This window comes from Blastocatellia bacterium (genome assembly GCA_016713405.1).
In the GTDB taxonomy this organism is placed as follows: domain Bacteria; phylum Acidobacteriota; class Blastocatellia; order Chloracidobacteriales; family JADJPF01; genus JADJPF01.
The window spans coordinates 96,000-108,903 of record JADJPF010000013.1 but is presented as its reverse complement, the minus strand read 5'-3'; the positions used below and the strand labels follow the sequence as shown (position 1 = coordinate 108,903).

The 12,904-nt window shown below is 34.5% G+C and carries 16 protein-coding genes; 1 reads left to right on the top strand and 15 read right to left on the bottom strand.

The annotated features are described in order from the left end of the window. Positions 1-46: 46 nt before the first annotated feature. Positions 47-1,180 (bottom strand): SUMF1/EgtB/PvdO family nonheme iron enzyme, encoded by a 1,134-nt coding sequence (locus IPK14_16660; GenBank protein ID MBK7994950.1) that lies wholly within the window; start codon positions 1,178-1,180, stop codon positions 47-49. Positions 1,181-1,548: 368 nt separating this feature from the next. Between IPK14_16660 and IPK14_16655 the strand changes: the two genes are divergently transcribed. Then, a complete protein-coding gene (locus tag IPK14_16655) occupies positions 1,549-1,932 on the top strand; it encodes a signal peptidase I (protein MBK7994949.1) in 384 nt (127 codons plus the stop codon). A gap of 37 nt (positions 1,933-1,969) precedes the next feature. Here IPK14_16655 and IPK14_16650 read toward each other — a convergent pair whose 3' ends face one another. The 14 genes from IPK14_16650 to IPK14_16585 all read right to left on the bottom strand — a co-directional run bounded on the left by IPK14_16650 (position 1,970) and on the right by IPK14_16585 (position 12,874). Beyond that, the gene (locus IPK14_16650) at positions 1,970-2,386 is read right to left on the bottom strand and encodes an NADH-quinone oxidoreductase subunit A (GenBank protein ID MBK7994948.1); all 417 of its coding nucleotides are present in this window, start codon (positions 2,384-2,386) and stop codon (positions 1,970-1,972) included. A 57-nt stretch (positions 2,387-2,443) separates the two neighbouring features. Next, positions 2,444-4,324, bottom strand: coding sequence for a M20/M25/M40 family metallo-hydrolase (locus IPK14_16645; GenBank protein ID MBK7994947.1), 1,881 nt, complete (start codon positions 4,322-4,324; stop codon positions 2,444-2,446). A 321-nt stretch (positions 4,325-4,645) separates the two neighbouring features. Continuing rightward, positions 4,646-4,891 (bottom strand): helix-turn-helix transcriptional regulator, encoded by a 246-nt coding sequence (locus IPK14_16640; protein ID MBK7994946.1) that lies wholly within the window; start codon positions 4,889-4,891, stop codon positions 4,646-4,648. 218 nt (positions 4,892-5,109) lie between these two features. Then, a complete protein-coding gene (locus IPK14_16635; protein MBK7994945.1) occupies positions 5,110-5,466 on the bottom strand; it encodes a hypothetical protein in 357 nt (118 codons plus the stop codon). Beyond that, entirely contained in the window at positions 5,423-6,679 is a 1,257-nt protein-coding gene (locus IPK14_16630) for a ThiF family adenylyltransferase (protein ID MBK7994944.1), read from the bottom strand. Before IPK14_16630 ends, IPK14_16635 begins: the two co-directional genes overlap by 44 nt. After that, the gene (locus IPK14_16625; protein ID MBK7994943.1) at positions 6,654-7,049 is read right to left on the bottom strand and encodes a hypothetical protein; all 396 of its coding nucleotides are present in this window, start codon (positions 7,047-7,049) and stop codon (positions 6,654-6,656) included. Before IPK14_16625 ends, IPK14_16630 begins: the two co-directional genes overlap by 26 nt. Further along, positions 7,037-7,600: a hypothetical protein gene (locus IPK14_16620; GenBank protein MBK7994942.1), complete on the bottom strand. Its 564-nt coding sequence runs from the start codon at positions 7,598-7,600 to the stop codon at positions 7,037-7,039. The genes IPK14_16625 and IPK14_16620 overlap by 13 nt, the downstream gene beginning before the upstream one ends. 37 nt (positions 7,601-7,637) lie before the next feature. After that, positions 7,638-8,339 carry a hypothetical protein gene (locus IPK14_16615; protein ID MBK7994941.1) on the bottom strand — a complete coding sequence of 234 codons (702 nt, stop codon included), beginning with the start codon at positions 8,337-8,339 and terminating at the stop codon, positions 7,638-7,640. A gap of 17 nt (positions 8,340-8,356) precedes the next feature. Further along, complete coding sequence (locus IPK14_16610; GenBank protein ID MBK7994940.1) at positions 8,357-8,626, bottom strand: hypothetical protein; 270 nt, start codon at positions 8,624-8,626, stop codon at positions 8,357-8,359. Between the two features lie 33 nt (positions 8,627-8,659). Then, on the bottom strand, positions 8,660-9,496 hold the full coding sequence (locus IPK14_16605) for a hypothetical protein (GenBank protein MBK7994939.1): 837 nt from the start codon (positions 9,494-9,496) through the stop codon (positions 8,660-8,662). Between the two features lie 27 nt (positions 9,497-9,523). Next, a complete protein-coding gene (locus IPK14_16600) occupies positions 9,524-10,378 on the bottom strand; it encodes an isochorismatase family protein (protein MBK7994938.1) in 855 nt (284 codons plus the stop codon). A 27-nt stretch (positions 10,379-10,405) separates the two neighbouring features. Then, positions 10,406-10,879 (bottom strand): Hsp70 family protein, encoded by a 474-nt coding sequence (locus IPK14_16595; protein MBK7994937.1) that lies wholly within the window; start codon positions 10,877-10,879, stop codon positions 10,406-10,408. Then, positions 10,861-11,904 carry an Hsp70 family protein gene (locus IPK14_16590; protein ID MBK7994936.1) on the bottom strand — a complete coding sequence of 348 codons (1,044 nt, stop codon included), beginning with the start codon at positions 11,902-11,904 and terminating at the stop codon, positions 10,861-10,863. The genes IPK14_16595 and IPK14_16590 overlap by 19 nt, the downstream gene beginning before the upstream one ends. A 151-nt stretch (positions 11,905-12,055) precedes the next feature. Further along, entirely contained in the window at positions 12,056-12,874 is an 819-nt protein-coding gene (locus IPK14_16585) for a hypothetical protein (protein ID MBK7994935.1), read from the bottom strand. Positions 12,875-12,904 lie beyond the last annotated feature (30 nt).

The following is a 12,904-nucleotide window of genomic DNA, read 5'->3' as shown; positions in this document are numbered from 1 at the left end:
AAAATTTAACCGCTATAAACTCAAGATTCATAGCGGTTAAATTAAATTAATTAAGAACCCGTACTACTCTAAAACCTAGTGAGGATGATTTATAAGCACCTGGTTGATTTTTACGAAAAGTAATACCGCAATAATTTTCTGTACTCATCCAACCGCTACCACGTACTACTTTAGCACTACTTTCAACAATACAAATTGGATCTTTAGTAGGGCTTTCTTTATAAAAATCAGCCTTATAGCCATCAAAACACCATTCTGCAACATTACCAACTACATCATATAAACCAAATTTGTTTGGTTCATAACTACCAACAGGTTTTAAGAAGTCTAAAATAGGCTCAGCATAAGCCTTTCGGCTATCATCATAAGCATAATTAGCTTTACTAACTTCTAATTGATTTCCCCATGGATAAGTTTGATTTGTTCCTCCACGAGCAGCATATTCCCATTCTGCTTCTGTTGGGAGTCTATAATTTTGTTTAGTTACACCAGAAAGCCAATTACAGTAAGCCATTGCATCTTTATAAGTAATATATACTACTGGATATTTGCCTCGTCCATTGATTGCATAGCTTTTCCAGGTTTGCTCTGAACCCTCTTCTTCTGCTGAAGTCTTATAATTTGTTGCTTTAACAAAAATACGGAATTGATGATTAGTAATTTCATATTTACTAATTTCAAAAGCAGACAAAGATACTTCATGAATGGGAGACTCATTTTCCTGTCCATCGGTTGAACCCATTGCAAAAGTGCCGCCTGCAATGTTAACCACTTCTGGGTATTCTGGGCCTGGATCTTTTTCTACTTCTACTATTTCTTTAGGTGGATTAGTAGGCTTATCTTTGCGATCTTTACTATTATTTCTATGGGGGATTGGACTAACTTTTTCTGGAGCAGCAGGGCCAATGCGAATTAAGTTTTCTGTTTTAGTTTTAATTTCTGGCCGAACATCGCTAGAAACAGTTTTGCCAACATCATCTAAATTTTTACCTCCACTAGACACTTTACTAGCTGCACCACTGTCATCTAAACTTTTGCCAACAGACTTTTTTGGCTTTTTCTCTTGACTACTTGGACTAACTTCTTCACCATCTAATGACTTTTGTGCCATTGCATTAGCGGCAGGAAAAAGTAAAGTGACTAATATCAGGCAGAAAGAGATCTTTACTATTTTGTTCAAGTCTTTTACCTCCTCTCACCAATATGCAAAAATTAGGTTTATATAGCTTAAACTTAGCAGCCAACTAGCAAAAAGGCAACCTAGAAAAGTTGGAGATCTAAAACAAATATTTTTTGCTAAGTATTTGAGATCACTTTGTTTTTGTTTCTAATATAATAAACTTAAATATTCTTTACAGCAAAATTATTAAATCTAAAATATCCAAAGAAACTATTCTAAAATAAGCAGTTTATATCTTCAGCTAACTTCCTAGAAAAATTATCTTATAAATAATGTGTTTCTTTTTTTTAGCTAAGGTAATAAAATCAAAACCAGTTCTTGGCATCCTAAACCTTTAATTTTTAACCTTTATATAAAGGAGTATTTATATGGAAAGTGATGGCGGAGCAGTAGCTGGCGGATTGATAGCCGGTTTATTTGGATTAGTGTTTGCCGTAGTTGCATTAGCATTAGTTGTTGTAATGATAGCTTCTATGTGGAAGATATTTGACAAAGCAGGTAAGCCTGGTTGGGCAGCAATTATTCCTATCTATAATCTAATTGTTTTATTAGAAATAGTTGAAAAACCCATCTGGTGGATAGTTCTTTTCTTTCTACCATTTGTCAATGCGATTGCTTTTATACTTTTGGATATAGAACTAGCCAAAAAATTTGGTAAAGATGCGCTTTTTGGAATAGGACTACTACTATTACCTATAGTCTTCTTCCCTATTTTAGCTTTTGGTAGTGCGCGTTATAAGACATCTTACTAACAAAAAAGCTATTTTATTAAGAAAAAGGTGCTTTAGCTTACACCCATTCTAAAGCACCTTTTTTCCATGCATAGTAATAACCTACAATTAAAATACCTAAGAAAATTAATATTTCAATCAAACCAAAAATTGCTAACTTGTCATAAATAATTGCCCAGGGAAATAAAAATATTGTCTCTACATCAAAAATCAAAAAAAGCATTGCAATTAAGTAATAGCGGACAGAGTAACGTTCCCTAGCATCACCAATTGGGTCATTACCACATTCATAAGCTGTTAATTTTGCAGTGTCAAAAACTGTTCGACGTAAAAAACTAGAAACAGTTAATGCTATTACAGGAAAAGCAATAGCGATCACTAGTAGCAAAATAATTGGAAGATAATTAACTATTGGGCTAGCTTCTAATGTTAATTGTTGCGTATTTTCTACTTGCAGCAAAAAAGTTTGTAACATAGCTTTTTATAATAAATTAAGGCAAGGTTTCTAGTCCTTGCCTTTAAAGAAAACTATTTATTGTCTTGGGGTAGGAGTAAGTTGTAAAGTAACTTTTTGTCCATCTCTTAGGACTATTACTTCTATTGTTTCATTAGGTTTTAGTTCTTGTAAAACATAAGTGTAGTCATAGACACTTTTAATTGTTTTACCTGCAAGACCTACAATAACATCCCCACTTTTTATGCCTGCTTTTTCTGCTGGACTACCCGGACGTACACCAGAAAGTTTTACACCTTCAAGATTTTCAGCATATTCTGGCACTGAACCAACATAAACTCTAAAACTACTATTCATTTGCCGACGTTCGCCTTCAACCTTGGCACGTGTAAACTCAACCTTTTCATTTTGAGTAAGTAATTTCCTAGTAATATCACTAACTAATGTTACTACTGCTTGTTCGCTAACAACATTAATTCGATCTGCTGTGTCTGTAGGTTTATGATAATCATCGTGTACACCAGTAAAGAAAAATAGCACAGGAATATCTTTTCCATAAAATGAAGAATGATCACTTGGCCCATAACCATCTTCTTGCAATTTAAGTACAAAGCCACGTGTTTGGTTTAACTCTTCAACCATAGGTTTCCATTGTGGAGAAGTTCCTATTCCGCCAACCACTAAACTATCACTTTTCATCCGCCCAATCATATCCATATTAAGCATTGCTACGGTTTGATTAAGTGGGAAAAGGGGCTGTTTATTGACATAGTGAGCAGAGCCTAGTAACCCTAATTCTTCACCAGAAAAAGCAGCAAAAACAACGCTACGACGTAAAGATTGGCGGCTTTCTCCTAAAACGCGAGCTAGTTCTAAAAGTCCTGCAACACCTGAAGCGTTATCATCTGCGCCATGATGGATTCCTTCACCAGTTGCAGCCAAAGATTCTGCTCCACCCATACCTAAATGATCATAATGTGCGCCAAGAACTACACCTTGTTGTTTTAGCTTTTCATCTGTGCCTTCTAACAAACCAACTACATTATAAGTTTTCTTTACTTCACGAATAACTTCAGTATTAATTGTTAAATAGGTGTTTAAGCTTAAGCTTTCTCCTAAAGCTTTTTCAGTGCTAACTTTTTGTAGCTCATCCAAAGTTTTACCTGTAGTTTTTAATAGCTCATTAGCAGTTGTTTTACTGACTTTTAGAGCAATAATTCCTGAGTCCAAATAATTTCCATCATCTCTACTACGTGAATCTTTTAAGCTATCAGCTTCAGTAATAAAAATTACAGCTTTAGCACCTTTTTCACGTGCGGTTAAAGCTTTTCGTCTAGCTGATAGATAATCAGCAAATTTTCCATTTATATTGCTACCATCTGGACTAAATGGAAGTAGGAGAACAATTTTGTCTTTAACATCTATTTTTGCATAATCATCATAATTTAGGGATGGTGCGCTAATACCATAACCTGCTAACACTATTTGACCATCAGCTAAACCACTAGCAGAAAAATTAAAGGCTTGAAAATCTTGTCCTGCCTTAAAATCACTGCTGCCAGCATCATTTTTAGCTTTTAAGCTAGTTTTTTCTCCATGTTTTACACCTGCAATAAATTCAAATTCTTGGAAAAAGCTATCTCCATTAGCAGGTTTTAGCCCATATTTCTTATACTGACTAACAATATAATCTGCTGCTTTTTCACAACCAACCGTTCCTGAACGTCGGCCTTGTAACTCCTCTGAAGCTAAATATTTTATATGTTTGCTAATTTCCTCTGTTGAAACAACTGGAGCAACTGTGCTAGCTACAACTTTATCATTACCTTTATCATCATTGTTTGCACTACTTACCCAACTACCAACTAAAGTACAAAAACTAATAGCTAGAATTGTCACCCAAACAAAAGCAACTCGTTTTGAAAAAAATCTCTTAAGATAGGAAGTCTGATTAGACATAAAAATTTCTCCTAGAAAACATATCTAAATTATTATGATTGCAGGACTAGAAAATAATATTTTGATGATACTTCATAGGAGAAACTTGTCAATGCTAGGTCTGAAGATGAAAGATAAATTTTGCTGATGTTTTTTGGGAAAATTTTGTAAGTTAATTTAGTAGATTTTGCTGTGATAGGGTTTTTGGACGCTTTAGCTAGGGTTTTCCTTAATATTTACAATATTTTTTCTAAAGCGTCCTTTTCCTAGTAACTATAACGATATATGGGTTAGTATGAGGACTAACAGTTGAATTATCTATAACTTGTTGCTCAATTGTGTTTACTGATTGGCACGGTAAACTGGTTGTGCAAGCCCTGCTCCTACAGCATAACGAACTAATTCTGCAAGTGTATGAATGTCTAACTTTTTCTTGATGTTTTCTCTGTGTGCTTCTGCTGTTTTGTGGCTGATGTTTAGCCGAGTACCAATTTCTTTACTTGTTGCACCGCTGGCAATTAGCTCTAATACTTCGCGTTCACGATTTGTTAGGTTTACATTGTATATTCCATAATTTACTCTTGACATAATTCTTAAACTCCTTCAATAAATCTTAAATCTCTTTTTGTCATTTTTCTGACAAAGCTAGGATAACACTATAGGCGTAAATAACTAATAAACTTGACATTAAAGATTCATTAAAGCTTTTACGCTAATAACCTAGGTAAATCTTTGCATTAATCACCTGCTTTTTACCAACTAAATAGTTAAAATATCTATTAGCTAAGTTATTTCCATTGCAATATTTAAGAAATTTCTACTACTACATCTAATTTCCGGCCACAATCCCAACATTCAATATAATTTCCACGTCCAGTAATATCTGTTAAGCCAAAAATTTTTACTTCCCCAGGTATTTTAATATCGTAAACCCATTGCTCTTTTTGTTTTTCTGACGTGTTACCACCTAAGAAAAATGTCATATCTGTGGCTAAAGCCCTCTCTAACCAAGAAGTTTCTGCCAAATTTAGCAATCCCCAAGCAAGATGTGTCGCAAGATCTGAAGCTCGGCTTGTCTCAACTCTAGTTGCTGGTTCAGCCATCAAGTCATGTTCTGAGCTAACATAGCGAGCGCATTGTTCTGGAGTGAAACTTGGTTGCACCTAAATAAAGGTGTCCTCTAATGCAGCCAAAACAAGGCGACGTTTTATTAGCAATAACAATTGCTTCAAAAAACCTAGCTCTAGCGTAACAACTTACTATTATTTGTGGAATTTCTTTTTCTCGTAAGGTTTGAGAAATAATGCGATCTGTTGCAGTTCCTGTAGCAAGAATTGCAATATCTGGAGAATACTTATCTATTAACTGTTCTAATGCTAAGATACTATCATTTTCTGCTGAAATAGCTTTTCCATAGGTAAAAAACTTTTGTTCGTTATCAAAATCACCATTTATTTTTAAGCAATTTGTTAATTGTTTTACACAAGCAACTACTTTAGGCATAGCTACTTGATCTAGTCGGTAAATTTGACGGATTGGATTAGTTGCTTCTACTGTTTCACCATCAACTAAAATTAAATTTGCTCCAAGTTGAGCTAAATTTTCTGCAACAACACTTCCTAAACTACCTAAGCCAACAATTAAACAAGTTTTCCCTCTTAAACTAGAGCTATTTATTGTTTGTTTATGCACTAATAAATTTCTTAGCAAACTGGGTAAAGCTTCTATTTCTAATATTTGCACTGTCCAAGGCCAACTTAAATGTCCTACTAATAAACACTCATGGTTATTTACTATATTTTCAATATCTTCTCGAATGTATTTTGTTTTAGCTAATAATAATCCTTTAGCATAATTTGCTATTATATTATTCAAGTGAAGTTTAGCTAAAAAATCATAATCTTGCTGGCTAAATGCTTCGTCAAATAAGGACTTTGGCAATTCAGCTAGTCTATTTGGTAGTAGAAAAAATACTAAGCCACTACTATTAATTAGGAGGTAAAAAATTGCTGTTTTTTGGTATTTTACCACTAGTTTTTTTACTAGTAAATAAGTTTGATAGTCCCCTGTAGCTATTATTAAATCTGTATCTTGCTCTTGTGCCTGAGAAACAATTTTGGTTTGGATATTTAACTCTAGGCGATCAGATAATTTTTCTGCTGTGCTAAAAAATAACTCTTTTGAACTATCAAGCTTTTGCTCAACAAATAGCTGACTATACTTAGTAACACCACAGGAAACAAAATATTCCATCAAAGCCGGATCTTTAAAATCACCTACAAACATTATTTGTTTATTAAACAGGGCATCTCCAACAATAGGCTTAATTCTAGAAAAAAGCTCTAAAGTGTTATTTTGGTCTAACATAGCGGGCATTGTTAACTTCTCCTAAGTTATAATTTTTATAAGCACGTCCACAATTCCAAAACTCTGCTTTTCCTACTTGTTTTGTAACTAATGAGATAGATTGTTTTATAGCCTGCTGACTAGGAAATTTTGGTGGGAGCATTACTAAAGTTGCATTTTCTGGATTATCTTTGATCAAAAAAGATGTCCAACCTCCGGGCCATCTTTCATGTTCAATTAGTCGATCTGCTAAAAAAGCTTTTTGCAAACTTTCCCAAGTATTGCCCTGTCGGGATTGATAAAAAGGTGTGAAATATTGATTACTATTGGCAATTTCGGCAAAACCTAAGTTTTGGACTTTCTCATTTTCATCTAAAGCAAAGCAACTTATGCCCGCCAAGCATATTGATTATAAACACTTTTTACTACAGCATCATTTTGAGAAGGTTCTTGAACAATAATTAGTGCAAGACTAAAACGAAATCCTAAAAGCTCTTCATTTTTTCGCTTATATGGGCGCATATGGTGTTCAATATCTGTGCTAGATGGTGAAGTTGTACCAACGGCAAAAGGATGAGAATGCCCAGGGCATAGAAAATAAAGCTGTGGTTGTAATTTTATTTCCTGCTCAATTGCTTTAGTAAAAACTTCCTGCATTGTGTTTTCTGTTTCATTTTCAGAAGAAAAACTAGCTGAATAAGCTGTATAATTAGCGTATTTTTCTGGCGGAATAAATACACTACCAATAGAAAATTGCTCAATATCTGCTAAATTAATTGTATCAAATGGGGTTAATGGTTGCTCTTTACGTAAAGAAATTGCGGTTAATGGATAAAATACACATTCTAAAGGAGATGAACTTTTTTCTTTACCCTTAATTGCCCATTTAGCCACTTCAGCAGTAATATTTTTCCAAACAGTAGGTTCAATTATTACTTTTGGTGACTTCATAATTATTTTACTCCTACCAAACTGCTAATTTGCTAAATTAGCGATAGTCATAATAGTTAGTTTCAAAGAATTCAAAGTTCTTGTCCTCATCAGATAGCTTAAGTAGTGCTAGCATATGAGGGGCAACACGATTTGCAATTACCTGCATAATGGTTGTGTTATCGTTCCATTGTGCTGCGTGATAAAGACAAATTGTTCTTTCACCTACAACATGAGTGTTATGTCCAGCAGTAATTTTTAATGCCTCTAAATATTGGCGATCAACATAATGAACTTGTGGCGGTGAGTAAGGCCAATTGTTAGGATAAACAGCCATTATTGGGACTAATAGATGTTTTTTATTGTTAGGGCTAATAATTGGATATTTTAATTTGCCCTTTTGTTGAGCCTGTTCAATTTTCTTTAATGCTTTTGGTCTTCCTTCTAAGCTTAAAGGCAGTAACCCTAGCCAAAGCAATGTATTAGGTGATTCTTGACTAACACGATTACATAAAATACACCGCAATTCGCCATCTATTGGAGCTAAATTATCTGAACAGCATTTAGAACGTAGTAAATCTATGCCTTTTCCTACTGTAATAATCCAGTGAGGAAGATATTTTTGCATTTCTTCTATATCACGAGCTAAAAACCTTTGGTTACTTAACCATTTATAATTAGGCAATTTAGCACGCAAGACATTAACATCTATTGTCCAAGTCTTTTCTTGCTGGTTAGGTAAAATTCTTTTTTGCTGCATATTTTCCCCTTTTTAGGTTATTTACCAAAGCGGTCTTCTGCTGGGTTAATGGCAAATGGTGCTGCTTCGCCTTTTTGACGGCGTGTTGGATAGAAATCTACTATAACTTCTGGCTCTCTAGTCGTGTTTGCAGCATTTGTAGTGTTTGCAGCATTATCATAAATTCTTTCTGTAAGTGGACAGTATGCCCGTTGTCCAGTTGTCACTAATCTTTGTGCAGGTAGACAACAAGCGCAAGTTGGCTCAATAGAAGGTGAAGCGGTTTGGTTAATTCTATAGCTATTCATAAATTAAATTCTCCTTAATAATTTTTATAATTTTTATAAAAACCAACGTCGCCGTTGGCGTTTTGGAACTTCAACTGGTGGTGGTTCTGGCTCTTGCCCACCTATAAAACCACCATAGTAAAATGCTGCATTTCCTTGATTAAGTGCTACTTCTATGTCGTTATTTGTAGCTAAATTCATCTCTATAGGCTTACGCACTATAGTTCCGTTAATATTACGTATATATTCTTCATTGCTAACAATACAACGTATTGAGCGATCAACACTTGCAACTAGTGGATTAGGCGTTTGACAGCAAGAACATAGGCCAAAGGGGAGTTCACTAACTTGCAAATATCCCTGTGCAGAGAAAAGATATTTTTCCCTGCTAATAGAACAAATTAAATTTTCTGATCCTGGAGTTTTTACAAGTGGAAAATGTATCTCACAACATTTGCAATAACCATAAGGCAAATCTTTACAATTAATTAAATCTGCATCTACTCCACGTCTTACATAAGAAGTTTTGCATTTTATACAAACATATAACCCATCATTGATAGCTAAATCTCCTACACAACTTGGACATAAGCCTAAACGTTGAGTATTTTCTTTAGTCTCATTAGGCAATATTGCAATAGTTTTTTGCTCTAATGTTTGGCTATTTTCTTTATTTTGGTTTATGAGAGTTACTTCATTTGAAGCAATTTGTTTTTGCTTCAACATTTCGTTAATGCGTTCTAGTGCTGAAAACGGAGCTTTTGTAGTTAGAACATTAGCGGCTGTGTTGGGCTGAGTCTTATTAGTATTTTCAGGAGCTTTATTGCTATTTTTATCAGCCCCTTCCCGCTTACGCTTTAGCATTTCTTCAATTTTTGCCCTAGCATCCATAATGTATCTACCTTAATTTACAAACAGTTATCTAGCAGCACGCATAGCTTGTTCTAAAGCACCATTATTTTGGGTATTAATAAAATTCCGGCCTAGTTCTAAGTGTCGTCGGCTAAGTAATGGATATTTAGAGCTTTCCAAATAGGCTAGAGCATCTGCACGAGGCTCTACACCAAGTGCAGTAGCTAGATTTGATAAACATTCATTACTCTTAAAAATTTGGGCATGTCCATAAGCAGCCATTTGGCGAATAGCTTCATGATGTTTAGCTGAATGTTGAGACATACAAGCAGGCTCAATTACTCGTACTCTAAAGCCCATTGCAGTAAGAGCTTGGGCATTTAGCTGAATCATATAATCAGTCCAAACACCTGCTAAAAAAACTTCTACTTGTTCATAAGGGGCATTGTTTGTATGGTCATTAATCCAATCTAAGATTGGTGAAGGACTATTTCCATCAGGTAGCAACATAATTGACTGATTTGCTCGATATTCACGAGAATTTCCACAAGCAACATAAGGTTGTAATTCCGTAGACCAATCCCAACCGGGATGACCTTCAATGGCATGAGGATTAAAAGCTTTTAAGTGTGGATAATGATCAACATTTTCTGCTGAATGGCTATCAGCCCGCCAAATAGTTAAAATATTTTCTGCTGCACCTTCGCCTAAAGTCACCAGGTCGGCGAACCATTGCCAAACTCCACCATTTGTAGCAACCATTTTTGGATCAATACGAATAGCGCAATCTTGCTCTTTTGGCCCATCTGGTGGCCCTACTAAATCATTAATCAAGTCACAAATAATTACTACTTTTTTACTAATTAATTGTTCTGTAGTTTGAAATCGATAAAATTTTTCTGGCATAATTGGTCTAGCCATAATCTTAACTCCTTATTTAACTTACTTTTATAAATCATAAGTAATTGAAATTTCTCGCACTCTCCCGCTACCACAATCTTGAGCGCGTACTAAAATAATTCCGTCGTCATCTTTACCAATAGTTACATCTATAGGAGAATTACGAGGTAAATTTGCGGGTAAAGGTAAATCAAATTTGCCTATTAACTTGTTGCTATTAGCTGTTCGTTCTTCACCTTCACGGACTTCTATTTGCACAGCAGTTTGGTTATTTTGTACAGTTAAAAATCTTTTTGTATTTAGTGCTGGAATAACAGCTTGTCGTTTTAGGACAAAACCCATTGTTCCAGTATAAGTTGTAATACCTAAAGAATGAGCAGTAACATCCTCAATTCCCAACACTCTAGCTTGTCCAAGTAAATAAGCTCCATAAAGTGCTGCTCCTCTAACAGCTAACTCATCAGAATTTCTTGCTACTATGGGTGTTTGTCTAACTGTATTAGTTATAGTATTAACAATAATGGGAGTTTTGTCCCACCACCTAAAAGAAACACCTTATCTAAATTTGGACGTTCAGCTTCCATCAAGCAGCTATTAATTAATTGTTTAATCCTAGTCAGTAAGCTGCCGCAAAGCTGCATTAGTTGTTGCTCTGTTATAATAGCTTGCAGATGCAAAGGTTGACCAAAACAGTCAAAATTTACAAAGGGAACGTTAATTTCTGCTTTTTCATTTATGCTTAACTCGTGTTTAGCTGTCTTTATAGCCATTAACACTTCATGGCGTGCCATAGGAGAATCACTTATTAAAGGTTGCTGATAACGAGCTTGAAAATCTTTTGCTAGCTGGTCAAAAATTAAATAATCAATATCATTACTACCTAAACGAGTATCTCCAGTAATAGCTTTTATTCGCAGTTTTTGATTATTTTGACGACTAACTATAGCTACTTCACATTTACCAGCCCCTAGATCTACAGTCATAAACTCTTGACCTGTAGCAAGTTGGCCTTGACTCATTGCTAATACAGCCGCAGTAGGTTCATTAATTAATTTTACTTGCTTAAATACACTTTCAGCAGCATTTCTAATACTACGACGTTGAAAGTCATCAAAACTACCAGCAACAGCAATTACAGCTTGGTTTATAGGCTGTTTTAAGTATTGTTCAGCGGCTTTATATATTTTTCTTAGCAACATTGCATAAAGTTCTATTGGAGTATAACTATTGTTAATCCAATCATTTATACGCACTCTATTATTATCATTGGAAAGGCTAAAAGCTAAATTAGCTATTTCTGACTGAAGTTCTGAATATTTTCGCCCTAATAATCTATTAATATTTGTTACTAATAAGTTTGGATCTGTCCCAGAATAAAGATACGCATACTTACCTATTTCTCTTAACCGATGTAGTAAAACTGCACTAGGTATTGAGTATTCTCCTTCTTCCAAAGGAATTAAACATACTTGCCCATTTTCATACACAGCAGCACGAGCCTCAGAGTTTCCTATTGTAATTGCAATCATCTTTTGCCCGTTTTGCATTGTTTTTACCTCTAATGTTTATTTAGTGTATTTTTCACACGAAAATTAGTGTAATTTATACACTAATTAAAATCAAGAAAAAAATTTGATGGTTAGGAAAATTTTTCCTAACCATCAATATGGAGTTACCAAAACAAAGCAACAAGAAAATCTACATACGTTCAAAGTAGTAAATAATTAATAGAGTCACCATAATAGCTAAGAGAAAAACAATGATTGAGCCAATAACTAATTGTGTTTTTAGAGCTAGTAAAACATCCATAAAGTTTTCATATTCAACATTTGAAGCTAATTTATTGGCTGAAGGAATAGTTATTGCGGCAGTTTTTGGAACAGACAAACTAGGATTAGCTATTGGAGTTTTAGAGTTAACAGCAGGACTAATTCTAGTAGGTGGCACAATCTCTGTATTAAGTATTGTTTCCTCAGCAGCAACTATGGGAATTTGATCAAGTTGTGGTCTAGTAGGAGCAGAAGTAGAAGAGAAAGGTGTTTTTCTAAGCTCACTATTTGCACTATTTACCATTTGGTCAGGAATTATAACTGGACTCTGTATTTTAGTAGGTGCAGAAGTAAAAGAAGATTCATTTGTAGGCATTATTGCTGGTAAAGAAGGAGTAGTTTTAGCAGGATCAGCAAAGTGTTCTTGGGCGTTAACTAAAGGATTTTTTATATTTGATTCAATTGCTTCTTGTGGTACAGCCATAGTGCCTAAAGTCATTTGCTGAGTAGCACGACTATTAACTATTACTTCATCTCGACTTACTTTAGTAGTTTCTCTAGTACCAGGGTTTAAGACTTTTTCTGTTTTTAGAATTTGTTCTGTTTCCGTTTGAAAAACAGTATTTCTATCAATAATAGGAGATGAATTTAGGTTTGATTGGGTTTTAGCTGGCAATTTCTCAGTTGAAGTTAAAGGATCTAAATTAACTTCTGTTTTCTGAAAGAAAATCTCTTTTGCTACCTGCATAACATCTTTTAGTTCTTGTGCTAATTGTCC

Excerpts from the sequence above, each read along its gene's own strand:
- IPK14_16655 (MBK7994949.1), top strand. The coding sequence starts at position 1,549 with ATGGAAAGTGATGGCGGAGCAGTAGCTGGCGGATTGATAGCCGGTTTA.
- IPK14_16650 (MBK7994948.1), bottom strand. The coding sequence starts at position 2,386 with ATGTTACAAACTTTTTTGCTGCAAGTAGAAAATACGCAACAATTAACA.
- IPK14_16645 (MBK7994947.1), bottom strand. The coding sequence starts at position 4,324 with ATGTCTAATCAGACTTCCTATCTTAAGAGATTTTTTTCAAAACGAGTT.
- IPK14_16640 (MBK7994946.1), bottom strand. The coding sequence starts at position 4,891 with ATGTCAAGAGTAAATTATGGAATATACAATGTAAACCTAACAAATCGT.
- IPK14_16630 (MBK7994944.1), bottom strand. The coding sequence starts at position 6,679 with ATGCCCGCTATGTTAGACCAAAATAACACTTTAGAGCTTTTTTCTAGA.
- IPK14_16620 (MBK7994942.1), bottom strand. The coding sequence starts at position 7,600 with ATGAAGTCACCAAAAGTAATAATTGAACCTACTGTTTGGAAAAATATT.
- IPK14_16615 (MBK7994941.1), bottom strand. The coding sequence starts at position 8,339 with ATGCAGCAAAAAAGAATTTTACCTAACCAGCAAGAAAAGACTTGGACA.
- IPK14_16610 (MBK7994940.1), bottom strand. The coding sequence starts at position 8,626 with ATGAATAGCTATAGAATTAACCAAACCGCTTCACCTTCTATTGAGCCA.
- IPK14_16605 (MBK7994939.1), bottom strand. The coding sequence starts at position 9,496 with ATGGATGCTAGGGCAAAAATTGAAGAAATGCTAAAGCGTAAGCGGGAA.
- IPK14_16600 (MBK7994938.1), bottom strand. The coding sequence starts at position 10,378 with ATGGCTAGACCAATTATGCCAGAAAAATTTTATCGATTTCAAACTACA.
- IPK14_16590 (MBK7994936.1), bottom strand. The coding sequence starts at position 11,904 with ATGCAAAACGGGCAAAAGATGATTGCAATTACAATAGGAAACTCTGAG.
- IPK14_16585 (MBK7994935.1), bottom strand. The coding sequence starts at position 12,874 with ATGCAGGTAGCAAAAGAGATTTTCTTTCAGAAAACAGAAGTTAATTTA.